This is a genomic window from Oerskovia sp. NPDC057915, assembly GCF_042887685.1.
In the GTDB taxonomy this organism is placed as follows: Bacteria; Actinomycetota; Actinomycetes; order Actinomycetales; family Cellulomonadaceae; genus Oerskovia.
Genome location: NZ_JBHVOS010000019.1, coordinates 29,780 through 53,147 on the forward strand (window position 1 = coordinate 29,780; position 23,368 = coordinate 53,147).

Consider the following 23,368-nt stretch of genomic DNA (forward strand, 5'->3'; position numbering starts at 1 on the left):
CTCGCGAGTCTACGCAGCGGGGGGCGACGGGTCAGCGTGCCGCTCGGGCGTCGTACGCCTTCTGCGCGGCGACGACCTGCGGGACCGCGCCCTCCAGGACGTCGATGAGGTCGACGAGCCTGTCGGCGACGACCTTCCCGAGCTCGGTGAGCGAGTACTCGACGTGCGGGGGGATGGTCGCACGGACCTCGCGCACGACCAGGCCGTCACGCTCGAGGCCCTGGAGGGTCTGGGCGAGCATCTTCTCGGAGACCCCGTCGATCCGTCGGCGCAGCGCGTTGAAGCGGACCGCGCCGTCGCGCAGGCCCGCGACGGTCAGGACCCCCCACCGGCCCGTCACGGCCTCGAGCGCGTGGCGGGACGTGCAGCCGCGCTGGAACACGTCGGCGAGCATCTCGTCGGACGGTCCCGTGGCGTCGAGGGCGGGGTGGAGGTCGGTCACGAGGCCAGCCTAGCGTGCAAGCCGATCGTGAGCACTGTGAGGTAGAACGCACTGCTGAATGGATTGCACTTACGAAAAGTTAGTGCCAGGCTGTCGCGGTACCCACCACCCCTTCAGGAGGACCTCATGATCGCCGTCACCGCCGCCACCGGACACCTCGGGCACCTCGTCGTCGACTCGCTCCTCGAGCGCGGCGTCGCCCCCGAGCAGATCGTCGCCGCCGTCCGCACCCCGGCCAAGGCCGCCGACCTCGCCGAGCGCGGCGTCGTCGTCCGCGAGGCCGACTACTCGCGCCCCGAGACCCTCGCGACGGCGCTCGCCGGCGTCGACGTCGTCCTGCTCGTCTCGGGTTCCGAGGTCGGGCAGCGCGTCCAGCAGCACGCGAACGTCGTCGAGGCTGCGAAGGCCGCCGGCGTCCGCCACCTCGTCTACACGAGCGCGCCGCAGGCCACCACGTCCGCTCTCGTCCTCGCCCCCGAGCACAAGGCCACCGAGGAGCTCGTCGCGGCGTCGGGGCTGCCCGCCACGATCTTGCGCAACGGCTGGTACACCGAGAACTACGCCGGCGTCGTCGTCCAGGCGCGCGAGACCGGTGTCGTGCTCGGCAGCGTCGGCGAGGGTCTCGTCGCCTCGGCGAGCCGCAAGGACTATGCCGAGGCAGCTGCCGTCGTCCTCGCGGCGGCGGACGCCGACCCGGCCTTCGAGGGTGGCGTCCACGAGCTCTCGGGCGACGTCGCGTGGGACCACCCGTTCCTCGCCGCGACCATCGGCGAGATCGTCGGCCGTGAGGTCGTCTACCAGGACGTGACCCCTGAGGTGCACGTGCAGGTCCTGCTCGACGCGGGCCTCGACGAGGGGACCGCGGGCTTCGTGGTCGCGCTCGACGGCAACACGCGCGACGGTCTGCTCGCTGCGACGTCGGGCGAGCTGTCGCGTCTCATCGGGCGCCCGACGACGCCGCTCGCCGAGGGGCTGCGGGCTGCGGCGGGCGTGGCGTCGGCCGTGTGACGAGCGTTGCTCGGTGCTGAGTGCATGATTCCGCTGCGACATGCCCGGTGTGTCGCAGCGGAACCATGCACTCAGCGTTGACTGCCTGACCGGCGGGGCTGCCGACGGGAATGGCGACGACTTCCATTTAGTTGAAGCATCAACTATTCTGGAGACAAGAGGTCGGGATCCGGCCCTGGACGGAGGACACCATGACTGACCGCACGACGAAGCTCCCCGGTACCGATGCCACCGGCTTCGCGACCAAGGACCTGCTCTCGGCCGACACCTCGATGGACGCCGTGACGCTGCACGTCGCCGACCTCGACCTGATGACCCGCTACTACCGCGACGCCCTCTCCCTCGCGGTCCTGACGCCGACGGACGCCCTGCTCGCGGCGATCCCCGGCGCCGGGACCGGCTCGCGCGACGAGACCGTGGTCCTCGGGCGCGGAGCGACCCCGCTCGTGGTCCTGCGGCGCGGCAAGGACCTGCCACGTGCCCGTCGTGGGGAGGCCGGCCTCTTCCACACGGCCCTGCTCTTCGACGACGCCCCTGCGCTCGCCGCAGCCGTCGCGTCGGTCGCCCGCACCGCACCCAGCACGTTCGTCGGCAGCGGCGACCACCTGGTGTCCGAGGCGTTCTACTTCACGGACCCCGAGGGCAACGGCGTCGAGCTCTACCACGACCGGCCGCGCGAGACCTGGAGCTGGAAGGACGGCCAGGTCGCGATGGACACGCTCTACATCGACCCCAACGCGTTCATGCAGGAGCACCTGACGGACGAGGCGCTGCACCGAGCGCTGTCGACCGACGTCGTCGGACCGGACGACACGGTCGTGGGGCACGTGCACCTCCAGGTGGGCGACATCCCCACGGCCCGCGCGTTCTACGTCGACACCCTGGGCTTCGAGGCCACGGCCTCGCTGCCCAGCGCACTCTTCGTCTCGGCGGGCGGGTACCACCACCACATGGCCATGAACACGTGGAACAGCCAGGGGGCCGGGCCGCGCGCCTCGACGCTGGGTCTGGGGCAGGTGGCCATCTCGGTCCCTTCCGAGGACGACGTCACGGCCCTGGTCGACCGACTGTCCCGGCGCGGGATCCCGATGCGCCACGACGGCGCGACGCTGCGGTTCGACGACCCGTGGAAGAACCTCATCGAGGTCGCGGTGCGCTGAGCTGCGCCCCTTTCGCGCGCTGAGTGCGGAGTTCTTGCGCGACACGCCCGGCGAGTCGCACAAGAACTCCGCACTCAGCGGAAGGTGGGGCGCCTCAGCGCTTCGAGGGTCCCTCATCGCGCTCGATGCCCAGCCGCTTGGCGAACAGCCTCCGCTGCACGAGCCACCCGGCCAGCGCGAGCGCGGCCCACGCCAGGAACGACACGGCCTGCTCCCAGCCCGGGGACGGGTCGCGCAGGAAGCCGAGGGGGTCGGGGGCCACGCGCGCGAGCCCGCCGAGCACGATGCCCGCACCGCCGATCGTCGTGAGCCACAGCAGCGCCCGCCGCCGGTACCTGTCCGCGAGGAAGCCGCAGGCCGCCGCGACCGCGATGACGATGATCGCCGCGAGGACCCAGTTGCCCGAGTCGCCCGAGACCGTGCCGTAGAGCTTGGCGCCGATCACCGCGCCGGTCACGATCCCGATGAAGAACGACGCGAGCTTGAACACGAACGCGACCGCGATCCAGGCGACGAGCGCGCCCAGGACCCCGACGAGCAGCGCGGTCGACTGGCTCGCGCCGAACAGGTCGCCCAGCATCCAGCCGAGGCCGAACCCGGACGCGATGACCGCGAGGTGGACCGAGCCGACGCCGAGGAAGCACAGGAGCAACCCGACGGCGACGATGACGAGACCAGCGACGACCGGGTCCATGGGGACCTCCTGGCGTGAGGTGGGCTAGTGCTTGGCCTTGATGACGAGCACGGGAGCGTGGGCGTCGAGCAGGACGCGCTGGGTGGTGCTGCCGAGGAGGAACTTGCCGACGGGGGAGCGCTTGCGCGAGCCGATCACGACGAGGCTCGCGGCGACCCGCTCGGCCTCGTCGAGGATCGCGACGGGCGGGTCCACGCGCGCCTCGCGGTACGTGACGGTCGCGACCGGGGTGCCTGCGGGGAGGGCGTCGAGCAGGTGGGCGAGGTCCGGCGGGAGCGGCGGGTCGTCCTGCGGGGGGCCCTCGAGCGGGGTGAGGACGAAGACGGCGAGGGGCAGGTCTCGTCGGAGCGCCTCGGCGGCTCCGGCTCGCAGTGCCGCCTCACCCTGTGGCGAGTCGTTGTAGGCCACAAGTACGGTCATCGCCGCGGTGCTCCTCGTTCGTCGTGCCCGGGTCGACGGGCAGATCGCATGTGATCTGAACTCTCTCACACCGCACGGGGCCGCGCAGCGAACGGTGGAGCGCGTCGCGGGGCTCCCTGCCCGACGGCGTCGCTCGCCGTCGGTGTCCTGGCTCGGCCGGGTCGGCGGCCGGGTCGCTGGAGGGGCGGCGGGCCGGGTCTCTGGCCGGGTCCCTGGACGGGCGGGGACCGGTCAGCTGCTCGGCGGGGCGAGGTCGACGGGCAGCCTCAGCGACGCGGGGAGCAGGGGTCGGGCGACGGTGTCGATCATCCGGGCGAGCTCGACGTGCCGCTCCTCGTCCATGCGGTCCGCCGGGGCGGTCACGGACAGGGCGGCCACGGCCTGCCCGGCGCGCAGGAGGGGGACCGCGAGGCAGCTGATGCCGGGCTCGTTCTCCTCGGTCTCCGTCGCGTACCCGCGGGTCCTGGTCGCGCGCAGCGTCTCCCACAGCGCTTCGTCGGACACGGGGCTCGCGTCTCCGGCGGCGGCGGTGTACCAGCCCATCGCGGAGCGGTCCGTCGCGCGGAACGCGAGCAGGGCGCGTCCGAGCGCGGTGGTGGCGGCCGGGCGGCGGCGTCCGATCGCGGACCACACGCGGACGGCTCGCGCGGGCTCGACCTTGTCGAGGTAGACGATCTCCGGCCCCGACAGCACGCCCAGGTGGATGAGCTCGCCCGACGCCTCGCACACGGCGGTGAGCGCCGGGGTCAGCAGGGCCGGAAGGTGCTCCTCGCCGAGGAAGACGTTCCCGAGAGCGGTCGCGGCGGGTCCGAGGCGGTAGCTGCCGGTGGCCGGGTCCTGCTCGGCGTAGCCGCGGAAGCGCAGGGCGGCGAGCGTGCGGTGCAGCGAGGTCTTGTTCAGGCCGAGGTCTGCCGCGAGGGTGCCGAGCGGCGTGCCGTGCGGGCCTGCGGCCGCGAGGTGCTCGAGCGCGAGCAGCGCCTTGTCGACCGAGCCGAGGGGGCTCGCGGCCTGACCGGGGCCGGTCGCGGGAGTGTCCGTCTCGACGGTCGGCCGGACTACCACGGGCTGGGGCCGTTCGCGTAGAGTGATTTCGCATTCCAGAACATCCGTTCACTATAACGAAACGCGAGGCCTCATGTCACCCGCTGCGCCCCCGACCGACCTCCACGAGCTCTTCGCCAGGGTCCGGGTCGTCCCCGTGGTCGTCGTGGAGGACGAGGCCCAGGCGCTCGCCCTCGGCGCCGCCCTGCTCGACGGCGGCCTGCCCATCGCCGAGATCACCTTCCGCACCGCAGGCGCCCGCGCCGCGATCGCCGCCGTGACGCGCGAGCTCCCCGAGCTCGTGACCGGTGCCGGGACCGTCGTCAACGCCGAGCAGGTCGACCAGGCCGTCGACGCCGGCGCCCGCTTCGTCGTCTCTCCCGGCCTGAGCGCCGACGTCGTGCGCCGCGCCCAGCACCACGGCCTGCCGATCTTCCCGGGGGTCGCGACGCCGTCGGACATCATGGCGGCCCTCGCCCTGGGGCTCGACGTCGTGAAGTTCTTCCCCGCCGGGATCAACGGGGGAGTACCCGCGATCAAGGCGCTGTCCGCGCCGTTCCCCGGCCTGCGCTTCGTCCCCACGGGCGGCGTGAGCGCCGCCAACGCGACCGACTACCTCTCGCTGCCCTCGGTCCTCGCGGTGGGAGGCTCGTGGATGGTCGAGAAGGCCCTCGTCGAGGCGGGCGACTTCGCCGAGGTCACGCGCCGCTCCGCGCAGGCCGTCGCGCTCGCGGCGTCCACGCAGACCGCGGCGCTCACGGCGACCGCGGTCCCCGCCACCATCTCCGCCTCCGCTGCCGCAGGAAAGTGAGCTGACATGACCGACAGCACCCAGGCGCCCCTGGACCTCCGCCCGGCCGCGGCCTGCACCTACGACGTCGTCTCCCTCGGCGAGGTCATGCTCCGCCTCGACCCGGGCGAGCGACGCATCAAGACCACGCGTTCGTTCGACGCCTGGGAGGGCGGCGGCGAGTACAACGTCGCGCGCGGCCTGCGCCGCTGCTTCGGCCTGCGCGGCGCGATCGTCACGGCGCTCGCGGACAACGAGGTCGGCCGTCTGGTCGAGGACCTCATGCTCACGGGCGGGCTCGACACGAGCTGGGTGCAGTGGGTGCCCTACGACGGGATCGGCCGGACGGTCCGCAACGGTCTCAACTTCACCGAGCGCGGCTACGGCGTGCGCGGCGCGGTAGGCGTGAGCGACCGCGGGAACACCGCGATCGCGCAGATGCGACCGGACGACGTCGACTGGGACGAGCTGTTCGGCAGCGGCGTGCGCTGGCTGCACACCGGCGGCATCTTCGCGGCGCTCTCCGCGTCGTCCGCGGACGTCGCCGAGGCTGCGATGAAGGCCGCGCGCAAGCACGGCACGATCGTGTCCTACGACCTCAACTACCGCCCGTCGCTCTGGCAGGGCATCGGCGGCCCGGCACGCGCGCAGGAGGTCAACCGCCACCTCGCGCAGTACGTCGACGTCATGATCGGCAACGAGGAGGACTTCACCGCGAGCCTCGGGTTCGAGATCGAGGGCGTCGACGAGAGCCTGACCGACCTCGACACCGCGGCGTTCCGCGCCATGATCGAGACCGCCGCGGCCGCGTACCCGAACTTCCAGGTCATCGGCACCACGCTGCGCGCCGTCCACTCCGCGACCCGCAACGACTGGGGTGCCGTCGCGTGGTCCCGCGTGCAGGGGTTCGCCGAGGCCACGCACCGCGCCGACCTCGAGATCCTCGACCGCGTCGGCGGCGGCGACTCGTTCGCCTCGGGCCTCGCGTACGGGCTCATGGAGCTCGGCTCGATCCAGGAGGCCGTCGAGTACGGCGCCGCGCACGGCGCCCTCGCGATGACCACGCCGGGCGACACGTCGACGGCGTCGCTCGCCGAGGTGCGCAGGCTCGCGTCGGGCGGGAGCGCGCGCGTCCAGCGCTGACGATCGATCGAACGCCCACGAGATGCGGCGAACGGGGGTCCAGGAGGCCCGGCGACCCCCGTTCGCCGCATCTCGCGACGGTTCGTGCGCGTGCCGACCCGGCGAGGAACCGGGCGGGTGGTTCTCGGCGGCACGCCGGGCCGTATCCCGAGCGCTCCCCCGGGGTCGCGGCTAGGGTGGACGAGGACGGACAGATCGGACACAGCCCGCCGGTGGCCCGCATGGCCCGGCGAGTGCGAGGAGGCACACGTGGTGCAGCGCGGTGAGGTGCCTCTGGGCCGCCTCCCACGGCGCACCGTCGACGCGCCCGCCGACATCGCCCGCGCCGTCGAGCATGCACGCATCCTGCGCGGAGCGGGCGACCCCACGGGGGCGGCCCGCGTCCTCGACCGGGCCTTCGACGCCGAGGGCGTCCGGACCCGGACCGTCTCCGAGCGCCTGCGCTTCCGCGCCCTCGTCCTGCGGGCGGACCTCGCGCTCCAGCTGCACGACGACGTCGCGGCCGCACGGTTCCTCGCCGGCGCCGAGTCGCTTCCCCTGCTCGCGGACGCGCTCGCCGCCCTCGACGACGACCTGCACCTGGCCGAGGAGCTGCGCGAGCGCCTCGACGCCGACTGACACGGCGCCCACCGCCTGCCGTCAGGGTTGCGTCAACGCGCGACCGACCCCCGTCAAGAACCCGTCAACGCCGCGGCCTGCGCCCTCCGCGACGCAATAGACCTGGGGTGTGCGCAGGAGCTGCGCACCGGCACCGCGCCACCGCACCGACCACGAGCAGCCGCTCGCGATCACCCGGGACGCCCGCCGCACGACGTTCGAAGGCAGAGCTCAGATGGCCGACCTGGCCTACATCCTGCTGACCGTGGTGTTCTTCACCGCCGTCGGCCTCGTGGCGCGCCGCCACGGCTCCTCCGGGGGGTCCTCGTCATGACGGTTCTCGACTGGGTCGGGCTCGGCGCCGTCGTGGTGCTCCTCGGCTACCTGTTCGTCGCCCTGCTCCGCAGCGACAAGGTCCGGTGAGCGCGACCGTGCTGACCCTGACCACCTCGGCGGCCCAGGCCGGAGCGGGACCGTCCGCTCCCAGCGTGTGGCTCGCCGTCGGGCAGCTCGTCCTGCTGCTCCTCGCGCTCGCCGCGGTGCACGCCCCGCTCGGCGCCTACATGGCACGCGTCTTCACCTCGCCGCGCCACCTGCGCGTCGAGAAGGCCGGGTACCGGATCATGCGTGTCGACCCGGACGCCGAGCAGAGGTGGAGCACCTACCTGCTCTCGCTGCTCGGCTTCTCGATGGCCTCGCTCCTGCTCCTCTACGGGCTCGCCCGGCTCCAGCAGCACCTGCCGATGAACCTCGGCTTCTCGGCGTTCGACCCGGCCGGCGCCTGGAACACCGCGGTCTCGTTCGTGGCCAACACGAACTGGCAGTGGTACTCGGGCGAGGCGGCCGCGGGGCACCTGCTCCAGATGGCCGGGCTCGCGGTGCAGAACTTCGTGTCCGCGGCCGTCGGCATCTCGGTCGCGGTCGCCCTGATCCGCGGCTTCATGCGCTCTGGCACCGACGGGCGCGTCGGCAACTTCTGGTCCGACCTGACCCGCACATGCGTGCGCATCCTGCTGCCCATGGCGTTCGTCGGCGCGCTCGTCCTGCTCGCCACGGGCGTCATCCAGAACTTCGACGCGCACACCGCGATCGACACGGTCGCCGGTGGCACCCAGCACGTGCTCGGCGGCCCCGTCGCGTCGCAAGAGGTCATCAAGGAGCTCGGCACCAACGGCGGCGGATTCTTCAACGCCAACTCGGCGCACCCCCTCGAGAACCCCAGCCCGTTCTCCAACCTGTTCGAGATCTTCCTCATCCTCGTCATCCCCTTCACCCTGCCCCGCACGTTCGGCCTCATGGTCGGCGACAAGCGCCAGGGCTGGGCGATCCTCGGGGCCATGGGTGCGCTGTGGTTCGTCGCGGTCGCACTCATCACCTGGGCCGAGATGGCCGGGCCCGGAGCCGCCCCGCTCGCCGCGGGCGGCGCCATGGAGGGCAAGGAGACCCGCTTCGGCCTCGCCGCGAGCGCCCTGTTCGCCGCGTCGACCACGGGCACCTCGACCGGTGCCGTCAACGCGATGCACGACTCCCTGACCGCCCCGGGCGGCGGCGTCACGATGTTCACCATGATGCTCGGCGAGATCGCGCCGGGCGGCGTGGGCTCGGGCCTGTACGGGATGCTCATGCTCGCGATCGTCGCGGTGTTCGTCTCGGGCCTCATGGTGGGGCGCACGCCCGAGTACCTGGGCAAGAAGATCGGCCGCCAGGAGATCACGCTCGTCGCGCTCTACATCCTCACCGTCCCGTTCCTCGTGCTCGTCGGCACGGCCCTCGCGATCGCGCTGCCCGCCGGGCAGGCAGGCATCCAGGAGGCGGGCCCGCACGGGCTGTCCGAGGTCCTGTACGCGTTCACGTCCGCGGCCAACAACAACGGCTCGGCGTTCGGCGGCCTCACGTCCGGCACGCCCTTCTACAACACGGCCCTCGGCATCGCGATGCTCGCCGGCCGCTTCGTCCCCATCGCCCTCGTCCTGGCCCTCGCCGGACGCTTCGCCTCGCAGAAGAAGGTCCCCGCCACGGCGGGCACCCTCCCGACGCACCAGCCGCTCTTCGTGGGCGTCCTGGGAACCGTCGCCCTGGTCGTCGTCGGGCTCACCTTCGTCCCCGTGCTGTCGCTCGGTCCCATCGTGGAGTCGCTCTCATGAATCGTTCTTCTTCCGTCGCTCCCTCGGGGCGCGTCCCCGCGGAGGGCGGGGCGGGTCTTCCGGAGGACCTCGTTCCTCGGTCCTCCGCCAGGCCCGCCACGACCCGCCCCACCCCCCGCGGTGACACGCTGCTCGATTCGTCGGACGCGGTGCTGCTTCCTGTCGCTGGGGTCGCACCAGGTGCTGTCGAGGTGGGAACCGCCGATGCCGTGGGTGGTTCCGGCTCGGCTGGTCCGATTGGTGGCCGCAAGGCCGGGCCCGGGCGCGGGGCCTCGCTCTCGTGGCCCCAGGTCCGGGCCGCGCTGCCCGGGGCGTTCCGCAAGCTCGACCCGCGCGAGCTGTACACGTCGCCCGTGCTGTTCGTCGTCGAGCTCGGGGCCGTGGCCACGACGCTGCTGGCCGCGTTCGACCCGAGCGTGTTCGCGTGGGCCATCGCGGTGTGGTTGTGGGCGACCGTGCTGTTCGCGACCCTCGCCGAGTCGATCGCGGAGAGCCGCGGCAAGGCGCAGGCGTCGAGCCTGCGCGCGACCCAGCAGCAGACGACCGCGCGGCGGGTCATGGCGCCGTCGGACACCCTGGCGTCCGGCACGGGCCTGGCGTCCCTCCCGACGGCGGAGGTCCCCTCCTCGACGCTGGCCGTCGGGGACGTGGTGGTCGTCCGGGCGGGCGAGATCATCCCTGGTGACGGCGACGTCGTCGAGGGTGTCGCGTCGGTCGACGAGTCCGCGATCACGGGCGAGTCGGCCCCGGTGATCCGCGAGTCGGGCGGCGACCGGTCGGCGGTCACCGGCGGGACGGTGGTCCTGTCCGACACGATCGTCGTGCGGATCACGGCCCCCGCGGGCCACACGTTCGTCGACCGCATGATCGCGCTCGTCGAGGGGTCCGAGCGTCAGCGCACGCCCAACGAGATCGCGCTCAACATCCTGCTGACCTCGCTCACGATCATCTTCCTGCTGGCCGTCGTGACGCTCCAGCCGTTCGCGGTGTACTCGGGCTCGAAGCAGTCGATGATCGTCCTGATCTCCCTGCTCGTGTGCCTCATCCCCACGACGATCGGTGCGCTGCTGTCCGCGATCGGCATCGCGGGCATGGACCGGCTCGTCCAGCGCAACGTCCTGGCGATGTCGGGTCGCGCGGTCGAGGCCGCGGGCGACGTGGACGTGCTGCTGCTCGACAAGACGGGCACCATCACGTACGGCAACCGCCAGGCTGCCGACCTCCTCACGGTCGGTGACGTCACGACGGCGCAGCTCGCCGAGGCCGCGCGCCTGTCCTCGCTCGCGGACGAGACGCCCGAGGGCAAGAGCATCGTGGTGCTCGTGCGCGAGCGGTACGGCGTGGGGGGCCAGGCGTCGGGCCCGGCCCCGGCGGCAGGGGAGCCCGAGCATGCGGCGCGCGCGACGTCGTCGGGCGGCGAGGGCACGGTGGGCGGCGCGGAGGACCTCGCCGGGGCCGAGATGGTGCCCTTCACCGCGCAGACCCGCATGAGCGGGATCGACCTGCCCCTGCCCGACGGGCGCGTGCGCCGCATCCGCAAGGGCGCCGGCAGCGCGGTCCAGCGCTGGGTGCACTCGACCGGTGCACCGGCCCGGGGCGCGGCCAGCGTCGTGGCCGACCAGCTCGCAGCCCACGTCGACGCCGTCAGCTCCTCGGGCGGCACGCCGCTCGTCGTGGCCGAGCAGGTCGGCGAGGGCCCGGCACGCGTGCTGGGCGTCGTGCACCTCAAGGACGTCGTCAAGGCCGGCATGCGCGAGCGGTTCGACGAGCTGCGCGCCATGGGCATCCGCACCGTCATGGTCACGGGTGACAACGCCGTGACCGCGCGGGCCATCGCCGCCGAGGCGGGCGTCGACGACGTCCTGGCCGAGGCGACGCCCGAGGACAAGCTCGCGCTCATCCGGCGCGAGCAGGCCGGCGGGCGGCTCGTCGCCATGGCGGGCGACGGCACCAACGACGCCCCCGCCCTGGCGCAGGCCGACGTGGGCGTCGCGATGAACACCGGGACCACCGCCGCCAAGGAGGCGGGCAACATGGTGGACCTCGACTCCGACCCGACCAAGCTCATCGAGATCGTCGAGATCGGCAAGCAGCTCCTCATCACGCGCGGAGCCCTCACGACGTTCTCGATCGCGAACGACATCGCGAAGTACTTCGCGATCCTGCCCGCGATGTTCATGGTCGTGTTCCCGCAGCTCGCGGTGCTCAACGTCATGCGCCTGTCGAGCCCCGAGTCGGCCATCCTGTCGGCCGTCGTGTTCAACGCGCTCATCATCCTGGTGCTCATCCCGCTCTCGCTGAAGGGCGTGCGGTACCGACCGTCGTCGGCCTCGGCGATGCTGCGGCGCAACCTCCTGGTCTACGGCGTGGGCGGCCTCGTGGCCCCGTTCGTCGGGATCAAGCTCATCGACCTCGTGATCTCCCTCATCCCCGGGATTGGCTGACATGCCTGGCACTCTCTCCACCCCCGCGGGCGTCCCCGGACGCCCCTCCCCCCTCGCGCGCCCCTCGGCCTCGGCCGGTGCCGCCTCGCTCTTCCGTCAGACCCTCGCGGGACTGCGCGTCCTGCTCGTCCTGACGCTGCTCCTGGGCGTGGCCTACCCGCTCGCGGTGTGGGGCGTCGGGCAGCTCGCCCTGCCGTGGCAGGCGAACGGCTCGCTCGTGCGCAGCGACGGCACGCACGCCACGTCGATCACCGACACCGGCGCCGACGGGGCGCCCGTCGTGGGCTCGGCCCTGATCGGGCAGGACTTCGCCGCGGCCGACGACGCCGAGGCCTGGTTCCACGGCCGCCCCTCGGCCGCGGGCGACGGCTACGACACTCTCGCGTCCGCGGGCACCAACCTCGGGCCCCTCAACCCTGAGCTCGTCGCCTCGATCGACGAGCGCCGGGCGGCGCTCGCGGACCTCAACGGCGTCGACCCCGCGTCGCTGCCCGCCGACGCGCTCACGGCCTCGGCGTCGGGCCTCGACCCGCAGATCAGCCCCGCGTACGCGGCCCTGCAGGTTGCCCGCGTCGCCGAGGCCAGGGGCCTCGACGAGGCCGTCGTGGCCGACCTGGTCGCGCAGCACACCGCGGGGCGCGACCTCGGCGTCCTGGGTGAACCGCGTGTCAACGTGCTCGAGCTCAACCTCGCGCTCGAGAACTCGGAGAAGATGAACCCATGACGACACGCACGACGCCCCGCGCCGTCGACCGGACGGCACGGGTGCCCCGTGCCTGAGCCGCGCGACGGTCATGAGGCCGCAGGGTCCGGGAGCCCCCAGGAGGGGCACCCGGGCCCGGGCGCGTCCCCGGCAGGGCAGGGAGGTCCCGCCGCTGCGGGGATCACACCCCGGCCCGACGGCGTCGCTCGCCGCCCGGGGGTGCTCACCGTGTACCTCGGGGCGGCCCCGGGCGTCGGCAAGACGTACGCGATGCTCGGCGAGGCGCACCGGCGGCGAGCCCGCGGCACCGACGTGGTCGTGGGGCTCGTCGAGACCCACGGGCGGTCCGCCACGATCACGCAGATCGGCGACCTCGAGGTGGTACCGCGCCGCGTCGTGAGCCACCGCGACGTCGAGCTGACCGAGCTCGACGTCGACGCCGTGATCGCCCGTGCGCCCCAGGTGGCGCTGGTCGACGAGCTCGCGCACACCAACGCGCCCGGTTCGCGGCACCGCAAGCGCTGGCAGGACGTGCAGGACCTCCTGGCCGCGGGCATCGACGTCGTGACCACGGTCAACGTGCAGCACCTGGAGTCGCTCACGGGAGACGTCGAGGCCATCACGGGCGTGCGCCAGCGCGAGACCGTGCCCGACCAGGTCGTGCGCGACGCCGACCAGATCCAGCTCGTCGACCTCTCGCCCCAGGCGCTGCGCCGTCGCCTCGCGCACGGCAACGTCTACCGGGCCGAGCAGATCGACGCCTCGCTGTCGTCGTACTTCCGCACGGGCAACCTCACGGCCCTGCGCGAGCTCGCGCTCCTGTGGCTCGCCGACCGCGTCGACGACGCCCTGACCCGCTACCGGGCCGACCATGCGATCGTCGGCACGTGGCCCGCGCGCGAGCGCATCGTCGTCGCCGTCACAGGGGGGCCGGAGGGCGAGACGCTGCTGCGCCGCGGCGCCCGGATCGCGCAGCGCGCGGCGGGCTCCGAGCTCGTCGCGGTCCACGTCCTGGCCACGGACGGGCTGCCCAGCGCGGCACCGGCTGCTATCGCGGCGTCGCGCGAGCTCGTCGAGTCGCTCGGCGGGACGTTCCACACGGTCGTGGGGGAGGACGTCGCGTCGGCCGTCGTCGACTTCGCGCAGGGCGTCAACGCGACCATGATCGTCGTGGGCGTCTCGCGGCACTCCCGGTGGCGCGAGGCGCTGCTCGGGTCGTCGAGCACCGAGATCGCGCGGCTCGCCGGGACGATCGACGTCCACCTCGTGACGCACGAGAAGGCTCGGGCCGGTCGGCTGCTGCGCGGACGGTGGTCGGCGCTGTCCCGACGGCGCCGGGCCGCCGGGTGGCTCCTCGCCTTCGTGGTGCCGGCCGTCCTCACCGGGATCTTCTGGCTGCTGCGCGACGACGTGTCGCTCTCGACCGAGCTCATGCTGTTCCTCGCCGGCTCGGTGGGGGTCGCGCTCGTGGGCGGGCTGTGGCCCGCCGTCGCGGCGGCCGTCGTGTCGTTCCTGTGCCTCAACTGGTTCTTCACGCCCCCGACCGGGTTCCTCACGGTCCAGGACCCCGAGAACCTCCTCGCGCTCCTGGTGTTCGTGCTCGTCGCGGCCGCCGTCGCGTCGGTCGTGGACCTCGCGGCGCGACGGACCGTGCAGGCGTACCGGGCCCGGGCCGAGGCCTCGACGCTCGCCGCGCTCTCGCGGTCGGTGCTCTCGGGCGAGGACACCGCGCAGGCCATCGTGACCCGGCTCGCCGAGACGTTCGGCCTGTCGCGGGTCGAGCTCGAGACGCGTGCGGGGGAGCGGGCCCCGTGGCGGACCGTCGCGACGACGGGCCGCGCCGAGGGCGACCGGTTGTCTGCCGGGGGTGACGGACTCCTCGCCGAGGGCGACGGCCTGTCCGCCGAGGGTGACGGACTCCTCGCCGAGGGCGACGGACTCCCCGCCGAAGGTGACGGACGCACCCGGGAGAGCTCCGCCGTCGGGCACGGGGACGAACCCGAGCGCACCGAGCTGCGCGTCGACGACCACCACCGCCTCTCCCTGTGGGGGCGGACCCTGCCCGCGAGCGACCGGCAGGTCCTCGAGGCGTTCGCCGCGCAGGCCGGGCTCGTCCTGGAGTACCGGCGGCTGCGCGAGCAGGCCGCCCAGGCCGCCGTCCTCGAGGAGGCCGACGCGACCCGCACCGCGCTGCTCGCCGCCGTCTCGCACGACCTGCGCACCCCGCTCGCCTCGATCCGCACGGCCGTCGACGGGCTGGCCTCCCCGGACGTCGACCTCGACGCCGAGGACACCGAGGCCCTGACCCGGACCATCCAGGACTCGACGGGCAGGCTCGAGAAGCTCATCGACAACCTGCTCGACCTCTCGCGGCTCCAGACGGGCAGCGTGCGGCCCGTCCTGCGCGCGGCGTCGGTCGACGAGATCGTGCCGCTCGCGGTCGAGCCCTACGGGCCGGGCGTCGTGCGTCTCGACGTGCCCGACGACCTGCCCCTCGTGCGCACCGACCCCGGGCTGCTCGAACGCGCCGTCGCGAACCTCACGTCGAACGCCGTGCGGCACAGCCCGCCCGGCGAGCCCGTGCGGATCACGGCCTCGGCCGGCCCGCGGGAGATCGAGCTGCGGATCGTCGACACGGGACGTGGCCTCTCCGACGAGTCCAAGGTCCGCATGTTCGAGCCCTTCCAGCGCCTGGGCGACACGACCGGCGAGGGGCTCGGGCTGGGGCTCGCGGTCGCCGACGGCCTCGCGCGGGCCGTGGGTGCGACCATCACGCCCGAGGACACGCCGGGCGGCGGACTGACCATGGTCGTCACCGTCCCGCGCGAGGCACGGGAGGATGACGCCGTGAGCACTGACAGCGGTGGCCCGGCAGACACGGCAGACGTGACGGACGACGAGAAGGGCGAGGTGCGCGCATGAGCGCCGACGGCAACAGGGTGCTGGTCGTCGACGACGACGCGGGCCTCGTGCGGGCGCTCGCGATCAACCTGCGCGCGCACGGCTGGGACGTCACCGTGGCCATGACCGGCGCCGAGGCGCTCGACGCGGCGGCGAGCGCCCGCCCCGACGTGATCCTCCTCGACCTGGGCCTGCCGGACCTCTCGGGCTTCGAGGTCATCGCGGGCGTACGCGGGTGGAGCGCCGTGCCCATCGTGGTGCTCTCGGCCCGCCAGCTCGGCGACGACAAGGTCGACGCGCTCGACGCGGGCGCGGACGACTACGTCACGAAGCCGTTCGCGATGAACGAGCTGCTCGCGCGGCTGCGGGCCGCGGTGCGCCGCGCGCAGCCGGCCGAGGCGTCCGAGCCCGTCGTCGAGGCGGGCGACCTGCGGATCGACCTGGCCCGGCGTCGCGTGCTGCGCGCCGGTCAGGAGGTGCGCCTCAGCCCGACCGAGTGGTCGCTGCTCGAGGTCCTGGTGCGTCACCGCGGGCGCATGGTCGGGCGGCTCCAGCTCCTGCACGACGTGTGGGGGCCCGCGTACTCGGCCGAGACCAACTACCTGCGCGTCTACACCGCGCAGCTGCGGCGCAAGCTCGAGGACGACCCCGCGAACCCGCGGCACATCATCACCCAGCCGGGCATGGGCTACCTCTTCGAGGTCTGACCCGCCCGTCGTACCCTGTGGCACGGCCCCGCGCCCCGGACCTGCCCGGGCTCGCGGGAACCACCGCCGCGCGCCGACCGTTGAGCGTTCGACCCGACGAAGGAGACCCGTCATGCTGTGCCCTCTCGACCAGACCGTGCTCGTGATGTCCGACCGCAAGGGCGTGGAGATCGACTACTGCCCGACGTGCCGCGGCGTGTGGCTCGACCGGGGTGAGCTCGACAAGATCATCGACCGCAGCCTCGAGGCCGAGATCGCCGCCGAGGCCGGTGGCCCCGCTGCGGCGGCCGCGCCGCACGGTGCGGCGCGCGCAGCGACCCCGCCGCCCGTGCAGTACCCGCCGACGCAGCAGCTCCCGGTCCCGCCCCAAGCGCCCTACGGGTACGCGGACGACCGCCGCCGTGACGACTACCGGGGTGACGACCGGCGCCGTGACGAGTACCGCGGGGACGACCGCTACCGCGGCTCCGACCAGTACCGCAGCGACGACCCGCGCTACCGCAAGCGCAAGAAGAAGGAGTCCTGGCTCGAGGACCTGTTCGACTTCTGAGCCGCCGCGGCGCCGGCCCCCAGGCGGGGTCGGCGCCGTCGTCGTCCCTCCGTGCCGTGGGTGTCCGCGGCGCACGCCCTCACCTCGATCCCGATCGGAAAGACCAGACCCATGCCCGTCCTGGACTCGTTCTCGCTCGCAGGCCGCACCGCGCTGATCACCGGGGGGAGCCGGGGCATCGGCCACGGCCTCGCGCGGGCCCTGGGGGAGGCGGGCGCCCGCGTCGCGCTGACGGCGACCACGATCGAGGCCGCACGGTCCGCGGCCGACGACCTGCGCGCGGCCGGCCTCGACGCGCACGGCTACGAGCTCGACGTGACGGACCGCGAGCAGGTGGACGACGTCGTCGCGCAGGTCGGGCGCGAGGGCGGTGGCGTCGACGTGCTCGTCAACAACGCGGGGATCTCGATCGGGGGCGCGGCCCTGGAGATCGAGGACGACGTGTGGCACCGCACGCTCGCGACGAACCTCGACGGCGTCTGGTACTGCTCGCGGGCCGTCGCCCGGCAGATGGTCGAGGACGGGCGTGGCGGCACGATCGTCAACGTCGGGTCCATGTCGGCGCAGATCGTGAACCGCCCGCGCTGGCAGCCCGCGTACCTCGCGTCGAAGGCAGCGGTGCACCAGCTCACCAAGGGGCTCGCCGCGGAGTGGGCCCCGCACGGGATCCGCGTGAACGCGATCGCTCCGGGCTACGTCCTCACGGAGGCGTCCCCGGTGGACCAGCCCGAGTACTACGACGACTGCGTGGCGCCCGCTGCGATGAAGCGGTGGGGGACGCCGGCCGAGCTGGGACCGGTCGTGGTCATGCTCGCGAGCGCCGCGTCGAGCTTCATGACGGGCGCGGTCGTGACGGTCGACGGCGGGTACACGCTGTTCTGACTCCTGACCGGCTGGGGGACGTCGCTCCGGGCGACACCTAGACTCGTCCCTCGTGCGCCAGGTTCTCAAGCAGTGGGTCGACCCGTTCATCGTGGCGCTCGTCGCGACCATGGTCCTGGGGCTCGTGGTCCCGGTGCCGGTCGACGTCCAGCGGGTCGTGGACACGGTCGCCGACGTCGCGGTCGCGGTGCTGTTCCTGGTCTACGGCATGCGCCTGTCGACGACCGAGGTCTGGGCCGGTCTGCGGAACGTCCGCCTCCAGGGCGGCATCCTCGCCTCCACGTACGTCGTCTTCCCGCTCGTGGGGCTCGCGGTGTCGTGGGCCGTGACGCCGGTGGTCGGGGCGCCGCTCGCGGCGGGCATCCTGTTCCTGTCGCTGCTGCCCTCGACCGTCCAGTCGTCGGTCGCGTTCACGTCGGTCGCGCGCGGGAACATCGCGGGCGCGATCTGCGGGGCGACGGTCTCGAACGTCGTGGGCATGGTCGTGACGCCGCTGCTGGTCCTGTGGTTCATGTCGTCGAGCGGCGCGACGGGCGGGCTGGGCGGCCTGCGCGACGTCCTGCTCCACCTGCTCGCCCCGTTCGTCGTGGGCCAGCTCCTGCAGCCGTTCGTGGGCCGGTGGATCCGGGCGCGACGCTGGCTGACGCTGTCGGTGGACCGCGGCACGATCCTGATCGTGGTCTTCGGTGCGGTCGCCGCCGCGACGAGCGCCGGCGTGTGGGCCGGGATCTCGGGGTGGACGATCCTGGCGCTCGTGGGGATCAGCGGGGTCGTCCTCGTGGTCATGCTCGCGGTGACCTGGTGGGGTGGGGCGGGGCTGCGGCTCGGTGTCGAGGACCGCATCGCGCTGCTCATGTGCGGGTCGAAGAAGAGCCTCGCCACGGGGCTGCCCATGGCCGCGGTGCTCTTCCCGGTCGCGGTCGCGGGCACGATCGCCGTCCCGGTCATCGTCTTCCACCAGCTCCAGCTCATCGTGTGCGCGGTGCTCGCGCGAAGGTTGGCGCTGCGCGACGAGGTGTGATGCGTCCGGTCCGTTGCGCCGAGTGTGCAGCTCGGGCTGTCCCGGGAGGTCCCGTGACAGCCCGAACTGCACACTCGATGCGCGTCTGGGCGGCCCGACGGCGTCACGCGCCCCAGCCTGCGAAGCGCCCCACGGCGACGAACACGGCGAGCAGCAGCAGGACGGTGTTGACCGGCACGGACTGCTTCTCCCCGAGGCGGACGTGCAGCGGGATGGCGCCGATCTGCGTGATCGCGAGGCCGACGGCCGCGATCGGGGTGAGGATCGGCGCGATGCCGGTCACGAGCGGCAGGATCAGGCCGACGGCGCCGAGGATCTCGAGCGCCCCGAGGACGCGGACTGCTGCGAGGCGTCCCGGCGTGACCCAGCGCATCTGCTCCATGAGCTTGCCGGCCGGGGTGGTGAGCTTCATGAAGCCCGCGCCGGCGAAGGCGACGGCGAGCAGTCCTGCGGCGATCCAGAGTGCGATGTTCATGGGGTTCCTTCGATGTCGTGAGGGCGCGTGCGCCTACCAGGGGACGGGTGACCATCCGTAGGGTCAGTCACCTTTTGTGCCGGAGGACATCATGGGTAACCTTGAAGAGGTCTACAAAAGGCACACCGGTGTTCCCGGTGGGTCCAGAAACGGAGAACCCATGACCGCGACGGCCGACAGCACCCACCCGGCGCAGGCGCCCCGCCCCCTTCGCGTGCCCGTTCCCGACGGTGGCGGCTGTGGCGCCGACCATGCGAGCAGCGAGGTCCGACGCGTCCTCGACCGCGTCGGTGACAAGTGGAGCGTGCTGATCCTGGGCACCCTGTCGTCCGGACCTCTGCGCTTCACCGAGCTGCTGCACGGGATCAGCGGGATCTCCCAGCGCATGCTCACGCTCAACCTGCGCCAGCTCGAGCGGGACGGTCTCGTGAGCCGGACCGTCCACGCGGTCGTCCCGCCGCGGGTCGACTACGAGCTCACCGACCTGGGGCGGACCCTGCTCCCGCCGGTCCTGGCGCTCGTGGAGTGGGCCATGGAGAACACCGACGAGATCCAGGGCCACCGCGAGGGCTTCGATGCGAAGGTCGACGGCGACAAGGGTTGACGTCCCGAGCGGGTCGTCGGGTGCTCGGCAGGCTCCGCTGGACACCTCGACCGCATATCGTTTATCGTGATGCATCTCGATAAACGATATGGCGGGAGCGTGTGCGTGATGACTCGTAGGGCGTGGAAGACAGGAATGGCCGCCGGCACGGTGGCGCTCTCGATGGTCCTGGTGGGCTGCTCGGGCGACGACGCCGAGAAGGCCGCGCGCGCCGACTCGCTCGGCTGCACCGAGGTGCCCGCCGGGGCTGCGGCCGCGATCGAGTCGGTGCTCGGCGCCGGCGTCTCGCTCGGCGAGGGGAGCACCGGGTTCGAGCGTGACGGGCTCTGGCTCGTCGCCGCGCCCCTCGTGGACGCCGAAGGGGTCACGCAGAACGCCGGATTCGGCGTCGACCTCGCGGCGGATCCCGTCGTCGTGACCGCCGAGAGCGCCCACGCGCTCGAGTCGTCGTCGGCTCCCTCCGGATCGGCGCCCGCGGCGGGCGACGTCCTCGACTGCGTCTTCACCACCTCGTGGTGAGCGCGAGCGGACCCGTGCAGGGCCCCCTGGCGTCCCGCGCGTCACGGGTCGCGGTGATCGGCGCCCTCGTCCTGGCCGTGGGCGTCGTGGTCTCGACGATCGCCTCGACGGTCTCCTCGATCTCCCACATCCGCTCCAGCGGCTCGGTCTGGGCCGAGATCTCGCTGAACCCCGGCGACCTCGCCGGGATCGCGAGCCCCGGCTCACCTGTGACCGTCGAGCCCACAGCGACCTCCTACGGCGAGTTCCTGCTGCACGGCCTGCCCGCGGACACGCTCTCGATGTTCGTGACGGCCGAGGTCGTCGCGGGGCTGACCACCGTGGTCTGCGCCGTCGTCGTGGCGCTGCTCTGCCTCGCCGTGCTGCGCCGACGGGGCACCTGGACGGTCTTCACGCGGGCCACGGCCGTCCTCGGCCTGACCCTCGCGATCGGAGGGTCGCTCGCCCAGTGGCTCGCCAAGCAGGCCTCGGACACCGCGAGCGCGGCCGTGGTGCGTCAGGACGACACATGGCTCGAGCCCGGCTTCCTGTCGGGCATGAGCCCCGCACCGCTCGCGGTCGGGCTCGTGCTCCTCACGCTCGCCCTGTGCCTGCGGGCTGCCGCGCGCCTCGCGGCCGACTCCGAGGGCCTCGTCTGATGCCCGCCGACGAGCACCACGTCGTGTGCCACCTCGACGAGCTGCTGGAGTCGCGCGGCATGACGCTCGTCGAGCTCTCGCGCCGCGTGGACGTCACGGTCGCGAACCTCTCGGTGCTGAAGAACAACCGCGCCAAGGCGATCCGGTTCAGCACGCTCGACGCGGTGTGCCGCGCGCTCGACTGCTCGATCGGCGAGCTCATCAGCCTGGGCCCGGCCGACGACTGAGGATCGGGCGGACCTGCCCGCCCTGCCGGACGGGTGTCGTCGGCCGGTCTCGTCGGACAGGGCTCGGCGACCCCCACCGCGGCGCCCGGCTTGCCGCGACGCTCAGCCCGCCGCGACGCTCTGCCCGCCGCGACGCTCTGCCCGCCCCGGCGGTCAGCCCGCCCCGGCGGTCAACCCGCCGCGACCTGCTCGCGGATCTGGCGCTTGGCACGCAGGAGGATGCCCGTCATGCCGTTGAGCCGCAGAGGGCTCACCGCGTTGGTCAGCCCGATCATGAACGGGTAGTCGTCGGGCACGGCGAGCGCCTGCTCGGGCGTCAGCCCGTCCAGGCCCTGCGCCAGGATCGACGCGAACCCGCGCGTGGTCGGGGCCTCGGCCGGGGCCGTCGCGTACAGGTGCACGCCGTCGGCCTCGACCTCGGCGAAGGCACGCACGGGTGACTGGCACTCCTCGACACGCTCGAGCAGCCCGGGGGCGTTCTGGTAGCGCGCGGGCAGGTCAGGGAGCTCGCGCGAGAACTCGAGGAGGAGCTGGAGGCGGTCGCGCTCGCCGAGCGCGAGGAAGTCGTCGCGGATCTCGGTGAGGACCGGGGGCAGGTCGGTCGCGGCGTCGTCGGTCATCCGTCGATCCTCCCACCCGCGGCGCGCGCGAGCCGCGCCGGACCGCCCAGCGGACGGGGCGCCGTCGGGCACACCTCACGGGCCCGGCGACCTGGACGCGGTACCGAGCCCGCGCTCGACGCGCACCCCCCGCTCCCCGTGGATACGTTGAGGCCGAGTGCGCCGACGCACGGCGCGGACGGACGGAGCGTCATGGGAACCCTGTCGAACGACCTGCGCACGCTGAGCCACGAGGCGTACGTGTACCTGTACCCGCTCGTGACCATGGACGTCAGCCGGCGTCAGGCCACGAACCTGGCTGCCGGGGTCCGGCCAGGGTTCGGGCCGCCCAACACGTTCCACCACCTGCGGGAGTTCCCGCCCGCGGACTTCCGGGCCGTGGTCCGACCCAACTTCGACACGCTGTACGCGAACCTGTGGCTCGACCTGACCGACGGCCCCGTGCTCCTCCACGTGCCCGACACCGACGACCGCTACTACATGCTGCCCCTGCTGGACATGTGGACCGAGGTCTTCGCGACGATCGGCAAGCGGTCCACGGGGACGGGCGCGGGGGACTACCTGATCGTCGGACCGGACTACGAGGGCGACCTCTCGGAGTTCTACGACGACCTCCCGGAGGACGCCGCGCTGATCGTCGCACCCACGCCGCAGGTGTGGGTCATCGGGCGCATCCAGACCAACGGCGTCGCGGACTACCCGGCGGTGCACGCGGTGCAGGACGGTCTGTCGGTGCAGGAGCTGGGCGAGCGGCCTCCGTTCGTGGTCGACCCGACCGCGGACACGCAGACCGAGCCGCTGCGTCTGGTCGACGCCCTGAGCGCGGTCGACTTCTTCACGTACGCGACCAGGCTCCTCGACACGAACCCGCCGCACCTGACCGACTTCTCGGTGCTCGCCCGCATCGGCGCGCTGGGCATCGTCCCGGGCGAGGACTTCGACGCCGGGCAGTTCGACGACGCCGAGATCGCGGAGATCGAGGCCGGGGCGGCCGGCGCCCGGGACCTGCTGACCACGGCGCAGCCGACGCTGGGGACCGTCGCCAACGGGTGGATGCTCTACCGCGACACCATGGGTGTCTACGGGAACTTCTACCTCAAGCGGGCCGTCGTCACGCTCGTGGGGCTGGGGGCCAACCCCGTCGAGGACGCGATCTACCCGCTCCTCGCGGTCGACGCGGACGGCCAGGCCCTGGACGGGGACCACGACTACGTGCTGCACTTCGACGCCGACCAGCTCCCGCCCGCGGCGGCCTTCTGGTCGGTCACGATGTACGACGCCGAGGGGTTCCAGGTCGCGAACGCCCTCGACCGGTTCGCGATCGGCGACCGCGACGACCTGCGGTACGGCGACGACGGGTCGCTCGACCTGTACCTGCAGCACGAGAGCCCGGGAGCGGACCGCGAGCCCAACTGGCTTCCCGCGCCACGAGGTCCGCTGGGCGTCACGATGCGGCTCTACGCGCCGCTCCCGCAGGCGCTCGACGGTCGCTGGGTACCGCCCGCGGTGCGCCGGGTCTGAGTCGCCGCGCGTCGTCGCCGCGGTGCAGGGAGAGCACGGCGGATGCCCGACGGCGGGGGGGGGGCGGGGGCGCCCCCCCCCCCGCCCCAGGGGCGCGAGTCCGGTAGGAGGGGCGGC

26 protein-coding genes are annotated in these 23,368 nt (G+C 73.0%); 20 read left to right on the top strand and 6 right to left on the bottom strand.

What is annotated here, in order from left to right:
* Positions 1 to 31 precede the first annotated feature (31 nt).
* Positions 32 to 442: a winged helix-turn-helix transcriptional regulator gene (locus tag ACFVQ3_RS13585; protein ID WP_387639873.1), complete on the bottom strand. Its 411-nt coding sequence runs from the start codon at positions 440 to 442 to the stop codon at positions 32 to 34.
* A gap of 126 nt (positions 443 to 568) precedes the next feature.
* Here ACFVQ3_RS13585 and ACFVQ3_RS13590 point away from each other — a divergent pair, with 126 nt between their 5' ends.
* Both ACFVQ3_RS13590 and ACFVQ3_RS13595 read left to right on the top strand, forming a co-directional pair.
* Positions 569 to 1,450 carry an SDR family oxidoreductase gene (locus tag ACFVQ3_RS13590; RefSeq protein ID WP_387639876.1) on the top strand — a complete coding sequence of 294 codons (882 nt, stop codon included), beginning with the start codon at positions 569 to 571 and terminating at the stop codon, positions 1,448 to 1,450.
* A 191-nt stretch (positions 1,451 to 1,641) separates the two neighbouring features.
* A complete protein-coding gene (locus ACFVQ3_RS13595) occupies positions 1,642 to 2,610 on the top strand; it encodes a VOC family protein (protein ID WP_387639879.1) in 969 nt (322 codons plus the stop codon).
* Between the two features lie 94 nt (positions 2,611 to 2,704).
* Here the strand turns inward: ACFVQ3_RS13595 and ACFVQ3_RS13600 are convergent, their stop codons facing one another.
* From ACFVQ3_RS13600 to ACFVQ3_RS13610, 3 genes are all read right to left on the bottom strand, one after another.
* A complete protein-coding gene (locus tag ACFVQ3_RS13600; protein WP_387639882.1) occupies positions 2,705 to 3,304 on the bottom strand; it encodes a DUF4203 domain-containing protein in 600 nt (199 codons plus the stop codon).
* A gap of 24 nt (positions 3,305 to 3,328) precedes the next feature.
* On the bottom strand, positions 3,329 to 3,724 hold the full coding sequence (locus ACFVQ3_RS13605) for a universal stress protein (RefSeq protein ID WP_387639885.1): 396 nt from the start codon (positions 3,722 to 3,724) through the stop codon (positions 3,329 to 3,331).
* Between the two features lie 231 nt (positions 3,725 to 3,955).
* Entirely contained in the window at positions 3,956 to 4,786 is an 831-nt protein-coding gene (locus tag ACFVQ3_RS13610) for an IclR family transcriptional regulator (RefSeq protein WP_387639888.1), read from the bottom strand.
* A gap of 73 nt (positions 4,787 to 4,859) precedes the next feature.
* Here ACFVQ3_RS13610 and eda point away from each other — a divergent pair, with 73 nt between their 5' ends.
* From eda to ACFVQ3_RS13675, 13 genes are all read left to right on the top strand, one after another.
* Entirely contained in the window at positions 4,860 to 5,576 is a 717-nt protein-coding gene (eda, locus tag ACFVQ3_RS13615; RefSeq protein WP_387639890.1) for a bifunctional 4-hydroxy-2-oxoglutarate aldolase/2-dehydro-3-deoxy-phosphogluconate aldolase, read from the top strand.
* Between the two features lie 6 nt (positions 5,577 to 5,582).
* Positions 5,583 to 6,698 (top strand): sugar kinase, encoded by a 1,116-nt coding sequence (locus tag ACFVQ3_RS13620; RefSeq protein ID WP_387639893.1) that lies wholly within the window; start codon positions 5,583 to 5,585, stop codon positions 6,696 to 6,698.
* Positions 6,699 to 6,947: 249 nt separating this feature from the next.
* Positions 6,948 to 7,316 (top strand): hypothetical protein, encoded by a 369-nt coding sequence (locus ACFVQ3_RS13625; RefSeq protein ID WP_138825193.1) that lies wholly within the window; start codon positions 6,948 to 6,950, stop codon positions 7,314 to 7,316.
* 109 nt (positions 7,317 to 7,425) lie between these two features.
* Positions 7,426 to 7,629, top strand: coding sequence for a hypothetical protein (locus ACFVQ3_RS13630; RefSeq protein WP_387639896.1), 204 nt, complete (start codon positions 7,426 to 7,428; stop codon positions 7,627 to 7,629).
* Complete coding sequence (locus ACFVQ3_RS13635) at positions 7,626 to 7,718, top strand: potassium-transporting ATPase subunit F (protein WP_139107727.1); 93 nt, start codon at positions 7,626 to 7,628, stop codon at positions 7,716 to 7,718. Before ACFVQ3_RS13630 ends, ACFVQ3_RS13635 begins: the two co-directional genes overlap by 4 nt.
* Before the next feature lie 65 nt (positions 7,719 to 7,783).
* Positions 7,784 to 9,439, top strand: coding sequence for a potassium-transporting ATPase subunit KdpA (gene kdpA / locus ACFVQ3_RS13640; protein WP_387640052.1), 1,656 nt, complete (start codon positions 7,784 to 7,786; stop codon positions 9,437 to 9,439).
* Positions 9,440 to 9,675: 236 nt separating this feature from the next.
* The gene (gene kdpB / locus ACFVQ3_RS13645; RefSeq protein ID WP_387640054.1) at positions 9,676 to 11,883 is read left to right on the top strand and encodes a potassium-transporting ATPase subunit KdpB; all 2,208 of its coding nucleotides are present in this window, start codon (positions 9,676 to 9,678) and stop codon (positions 11,881 to 11,883) included.
* 1 nt (position 11,884) lies between these two features.
* A complete protein-coding gene (gene kdpC / locus ACFVQ3_RS13650; RefSeq protein ID WP_387639899.1) occupies positions 11,885 to 12,607 on the top strand; it encodes a potassium-transporting ATPase subunit KdpC in 723 nt (240 codons plus the stop codon).
* A 249-nt stretch (positions 12,608 to 12,856) separates the two neighbouring features.
* Positions 12,857 to 15,508 (top strand): DUF4118 domain-containing protein, encoded by a 2,652-nt coding sequence (locus ACFVQ3_RS13655; protein ID WP_387640056.1) that lies wholly within the window; start codon positions 12,857 to 12,859, stop codon positions 15,506 to 15,508.
* The gene (locus tag ACFVQ3_RS13660) at positions 15,505 to 16,194 is read left to right on the top strand and encodes a response regulator (RefSeq protein ID WP_387639901.1); all 690 of its coding nucleotides are present in this window, start codon (positions 15,505 to 15,507) and stop codon (positions 16,192 to 16,194) included. The genes ACFVQ3_RS13655 and ACFVQ3_RS13660 overlap by 4 nt, the downstream gene beginning before the upstream one ends.
* Positions 16,195 to 16,306: 112 nt before the next feature.
* Positions 16,307 to 16,744, top strand: a complete 438-nt coding sequence (locus ACFVQ3_RS13665) for a zf-TFIIB domain-containing protein (RefSeq protein WP_387639904.1) — start codon at positions 16,307 to 16,309, stop codon at positions 16,742 to 16,744.
* A 111-nt stretch (positions 16,745 to 16,855) separates the two neighbouring features.
* Positions 16,856 to 17,626: an SDR family NAD(P)-dependent oxidoreductase gene (locus ACFVQ3_RS13670; RefSeq protein WP_387639907.1), complete on the top strand. Its 771-nt coding sequence runs from the start codon at positions 16,856 to 16,858 to the stop codon at positions 17,624 to 17,626.
* Positions 17,627 to 17,678: 52 nt separating this feature from the next.
* The gene (locus ACFVQ3_RS13675) at positions 17,679 to 18,647 is read left to right on the top strand and encodes a bile acid:sodium symporter family protein (protein ID WP_387639909.1); all 969 of its coding nucleotides are present in this window, start codon (positions 17,679 to 17,681) and stop codon (positions 18,645 to 18,647) included.
* Positions 18,648 to 18,750: 103 nt separating this feature from the next.
* Here ACFVQ3_RS13675 and ACFVQ3_RS13680 read toward each other — a convergent pair whose 3' ends face one another.
* The gene (locus tag ACFVQ3_RS13680; protein WP_387639911.1) at positions 18,751 to 19,122 is read right to left on the bottom strand and encodes a DoxX family protein; all 372 of its coding nucleotides are present in this window, start codon (positions 19,120 to 19,122) and stop codon (positions 18,751 to 18,753) included.
* 160 nt (positions 19,123 to 19,282) lie between these two features.
* On the opposite strand from ACFVQ3_RS13680, the gene ACFVQ3_RS13685 reads away from it, so the two are divergent.
* The 4 genes from ACFVQ3_RS13685 to ACFVQ3_RS13700 all read left to right on the top strand — a co-directional run bounded on the left by ACFVQ3_RS13685 (position 19,283) and on the right by ACFVQ3_RS13700 (position 21,110).
* Positions 19,283 to 19,726: a winged helix-turn-helix transcriptional regulator gene (locus ACFVQ3_RS13685; RefSeq protein WP_387639913.1), complete on the top strand. Its 444-nt coding sequence runs from the start codon at positions 19,283 to 19,285 to the stop codon at positions 19,724 to 19,726.
* A gap of 135 nt (positions 19,727 to 19,861) precedes the next feature.
* The gene (locus tag ACFVQ3_RS13690; protein ID WP_387639916.1) at positions 19,862 to 20,245 is read left to right on the top strand and encodes a hypothetical protein; all 384 of its coding nucleotides are present in this window, start codon (positions 19,862 to 19,864) and stop codon (positions 20,243 to 20,245) included.
* The gene (locus ACFVQ3_RS13695; protein WP_387639918.1) at positions 20,242 to 20,883 is read left to right on the top strand and encodes a hypothetical protein; all 642 of its coding nucleotides are present in this window, start codon (positions 20,242 to 20,244) and stop codon (positions 20,881 to 20,883) included. Before ACFVQ3_RS13690 ends, ACFVQ3_RS13695 begins: the two co-directional genes overlap by 4 nt.
* Positions 20,883 to 21,110, top strand: coding sequence for a helix-turn-helix domain-containing protein (locus tag ACFVQ3_RS13700; protein WP_387639920.1), 228 nt, complete (start codon positions 20,883 to 20,885; stop codon positions 21,108 to 21,110). The genes ACFVQ3_RS13695 and ACFVQ3_RS13700 overlap by 1 nt, the downstream gene beginning before the upstream one ends.
* 170 nt (positions 21,111 to 21,280) lie before the next feature.
* On the opposite strand, the gene ACFVQ3_RS13705 is transcribed toward ACFVQ3_RS13700, so the two are convergent.
* Entirely contained in the window at positions 21,281 to 21,730 is a 450-nt protein-coding gene (locus ACFVQ3_RS13705) for a SufE family protein (protein ID WP_387639923.1), read from the bottom strand.
* Positions 21,731 to 21,922: 192 nt separating this feature from the next.
* Between ACFVQ3_RS13705 and ACFVQ3_RS13710 the strand changes: the two genes are divergently transcribed.
* A complete protein-coding gene (locus ACFVQ3_RS13710; protein WP_387639926.1) occupies positions 21,923 to 23,251 on the top strand; it encodes a DUF1254 domain-containing protein in 1,329 nt (442 codons plus the stop codon).
* Positions 23,252 to 23,368: the final 117 nt, after the last annotated feature.

Coding starts and splice junctions, on each gene's coding strand:
- ACFVQ3_RS13590 (WP_387639876.1), top strand. CDS start 569: ATGATCGCCGTCACCGCCGCCACCGGACACCTCGGGCACCTCGTCGTC.
- ACFVQ3_RS13595 (WP_387639879.1), top strand. CDS start 1,642: ATGACTGACCGCACGACGAAGCTCCCCGGTACCGATGCCACCGGCTTC.
- ACFVQ3_RS13600 (WP_387639882.1), bottom strand. CDS start 3,304: ATGGACCCGGTCGTCGCTGGTCTCGTCATCGTCGCCGTCGGGTTGCTC.
- ACFVQ3_RS13605 (WP_387639885.1), bottom strand. CDS start 3,724: ATGACCGTACTTGTGGCCTACAACGACTCGCCACAGGGTGAGGCGGCA.
- eda (WP_387639890.1), top strand. CDS start 4,860: ATGTCACCCGCTGCGCCCCCGACCGACCTCCACGAGCTCTTCGCCAGG.
- ACFVQ3_RS13620 (WP_387639893.1), top strand. CDS start 5,583: ATGACCGACAGCACCCAGGCGCCCCTGGACCTCCGCCCGGCCGCGGCC.
- ACFVQ3_RS13635 (WP_139107727.1), top strand. CDS start 7,626: ATGACGGTTCTCGACTGGGTCGGGCTCGGCGCCGTCGTGGTGCTCCTC.
- kdpC (WP_387639899.1), top strand. CDS start 11,885: ATGCCTGGCACTCTCTCCACCCCCGCGGGCGTCCCCGGACGCCCCTCC.
- ACFVQ3_RS13655 (WP_387640056.1), top strand. CDS start 12,857: ATGCTCGGCGAGGCGCACCGGCGGCGAGCCCGCGGCACCGACGTGGTC.
- ACFVQ3_RS13660 (WP_387639901.1), top strand. CDS start 15,505: ATGAGCGCCGACGGCAACAGGGTGCTGGTCGTCGACGACGACGCGGGC.
- ACFVQ3_RS13665 (WP_387639904.1), top strand. CDS start 16,307: ATGCTGTGCCCTCTCGACCAGACCGTGCTCGTGATGTCCGACCGCAAG.
- ACFVQ3_RS13670 (WP_387639907.1), top strand. CDS start 16,856: ATGCCCGTCCTGGACTCGTTCTCGCTCGCAGGCCGCACCGCGCTGATC.
- ACFVQ3_RS13680 (WP_387639911.1), bottom strand. CDS start 19,122: ATGAACATCGCACTCTGGATCGCCGCAGGACTGCTCGCCGTCGCCTTC.
- ACFVQ3_RS13685 (WP_387639913.1), top strand. CDS start 19,283: ATGACCGCGACGGCCGACAGCACCCACCCGGCGCAGGCGCCCCGCCCC.
- ACFVQ3_RS13690 (WP_387639916.1), top strand. CDS start 19,862: ATGGCCGCCGGCACGGTGGCGCTCTCGATGGTCCTGGTGGGCTGCTCG.
- ACFVQ3_RS13700 (WP_387639920.1), top strand. CDS start 20,883: ATGCCCGCCGACGAGCACCACGTCGTGTGCCACCTCGACGAGCTGCTG.
- ACFVQ3_RS13705 (WP_387639923.1), bottom strand. CDS start 21,730: ATGACCGACGACGCCGCGACCGACCTGCCCCCGGTCCTCACCGAGATC.
- ACFVQ3_RS13710 (WP_387639926.1), top strand. CDS start 21,923: ATGGGAACCCTGTCGAACGACCTGCGCACGCTGAGCCACGAGGCGTAC.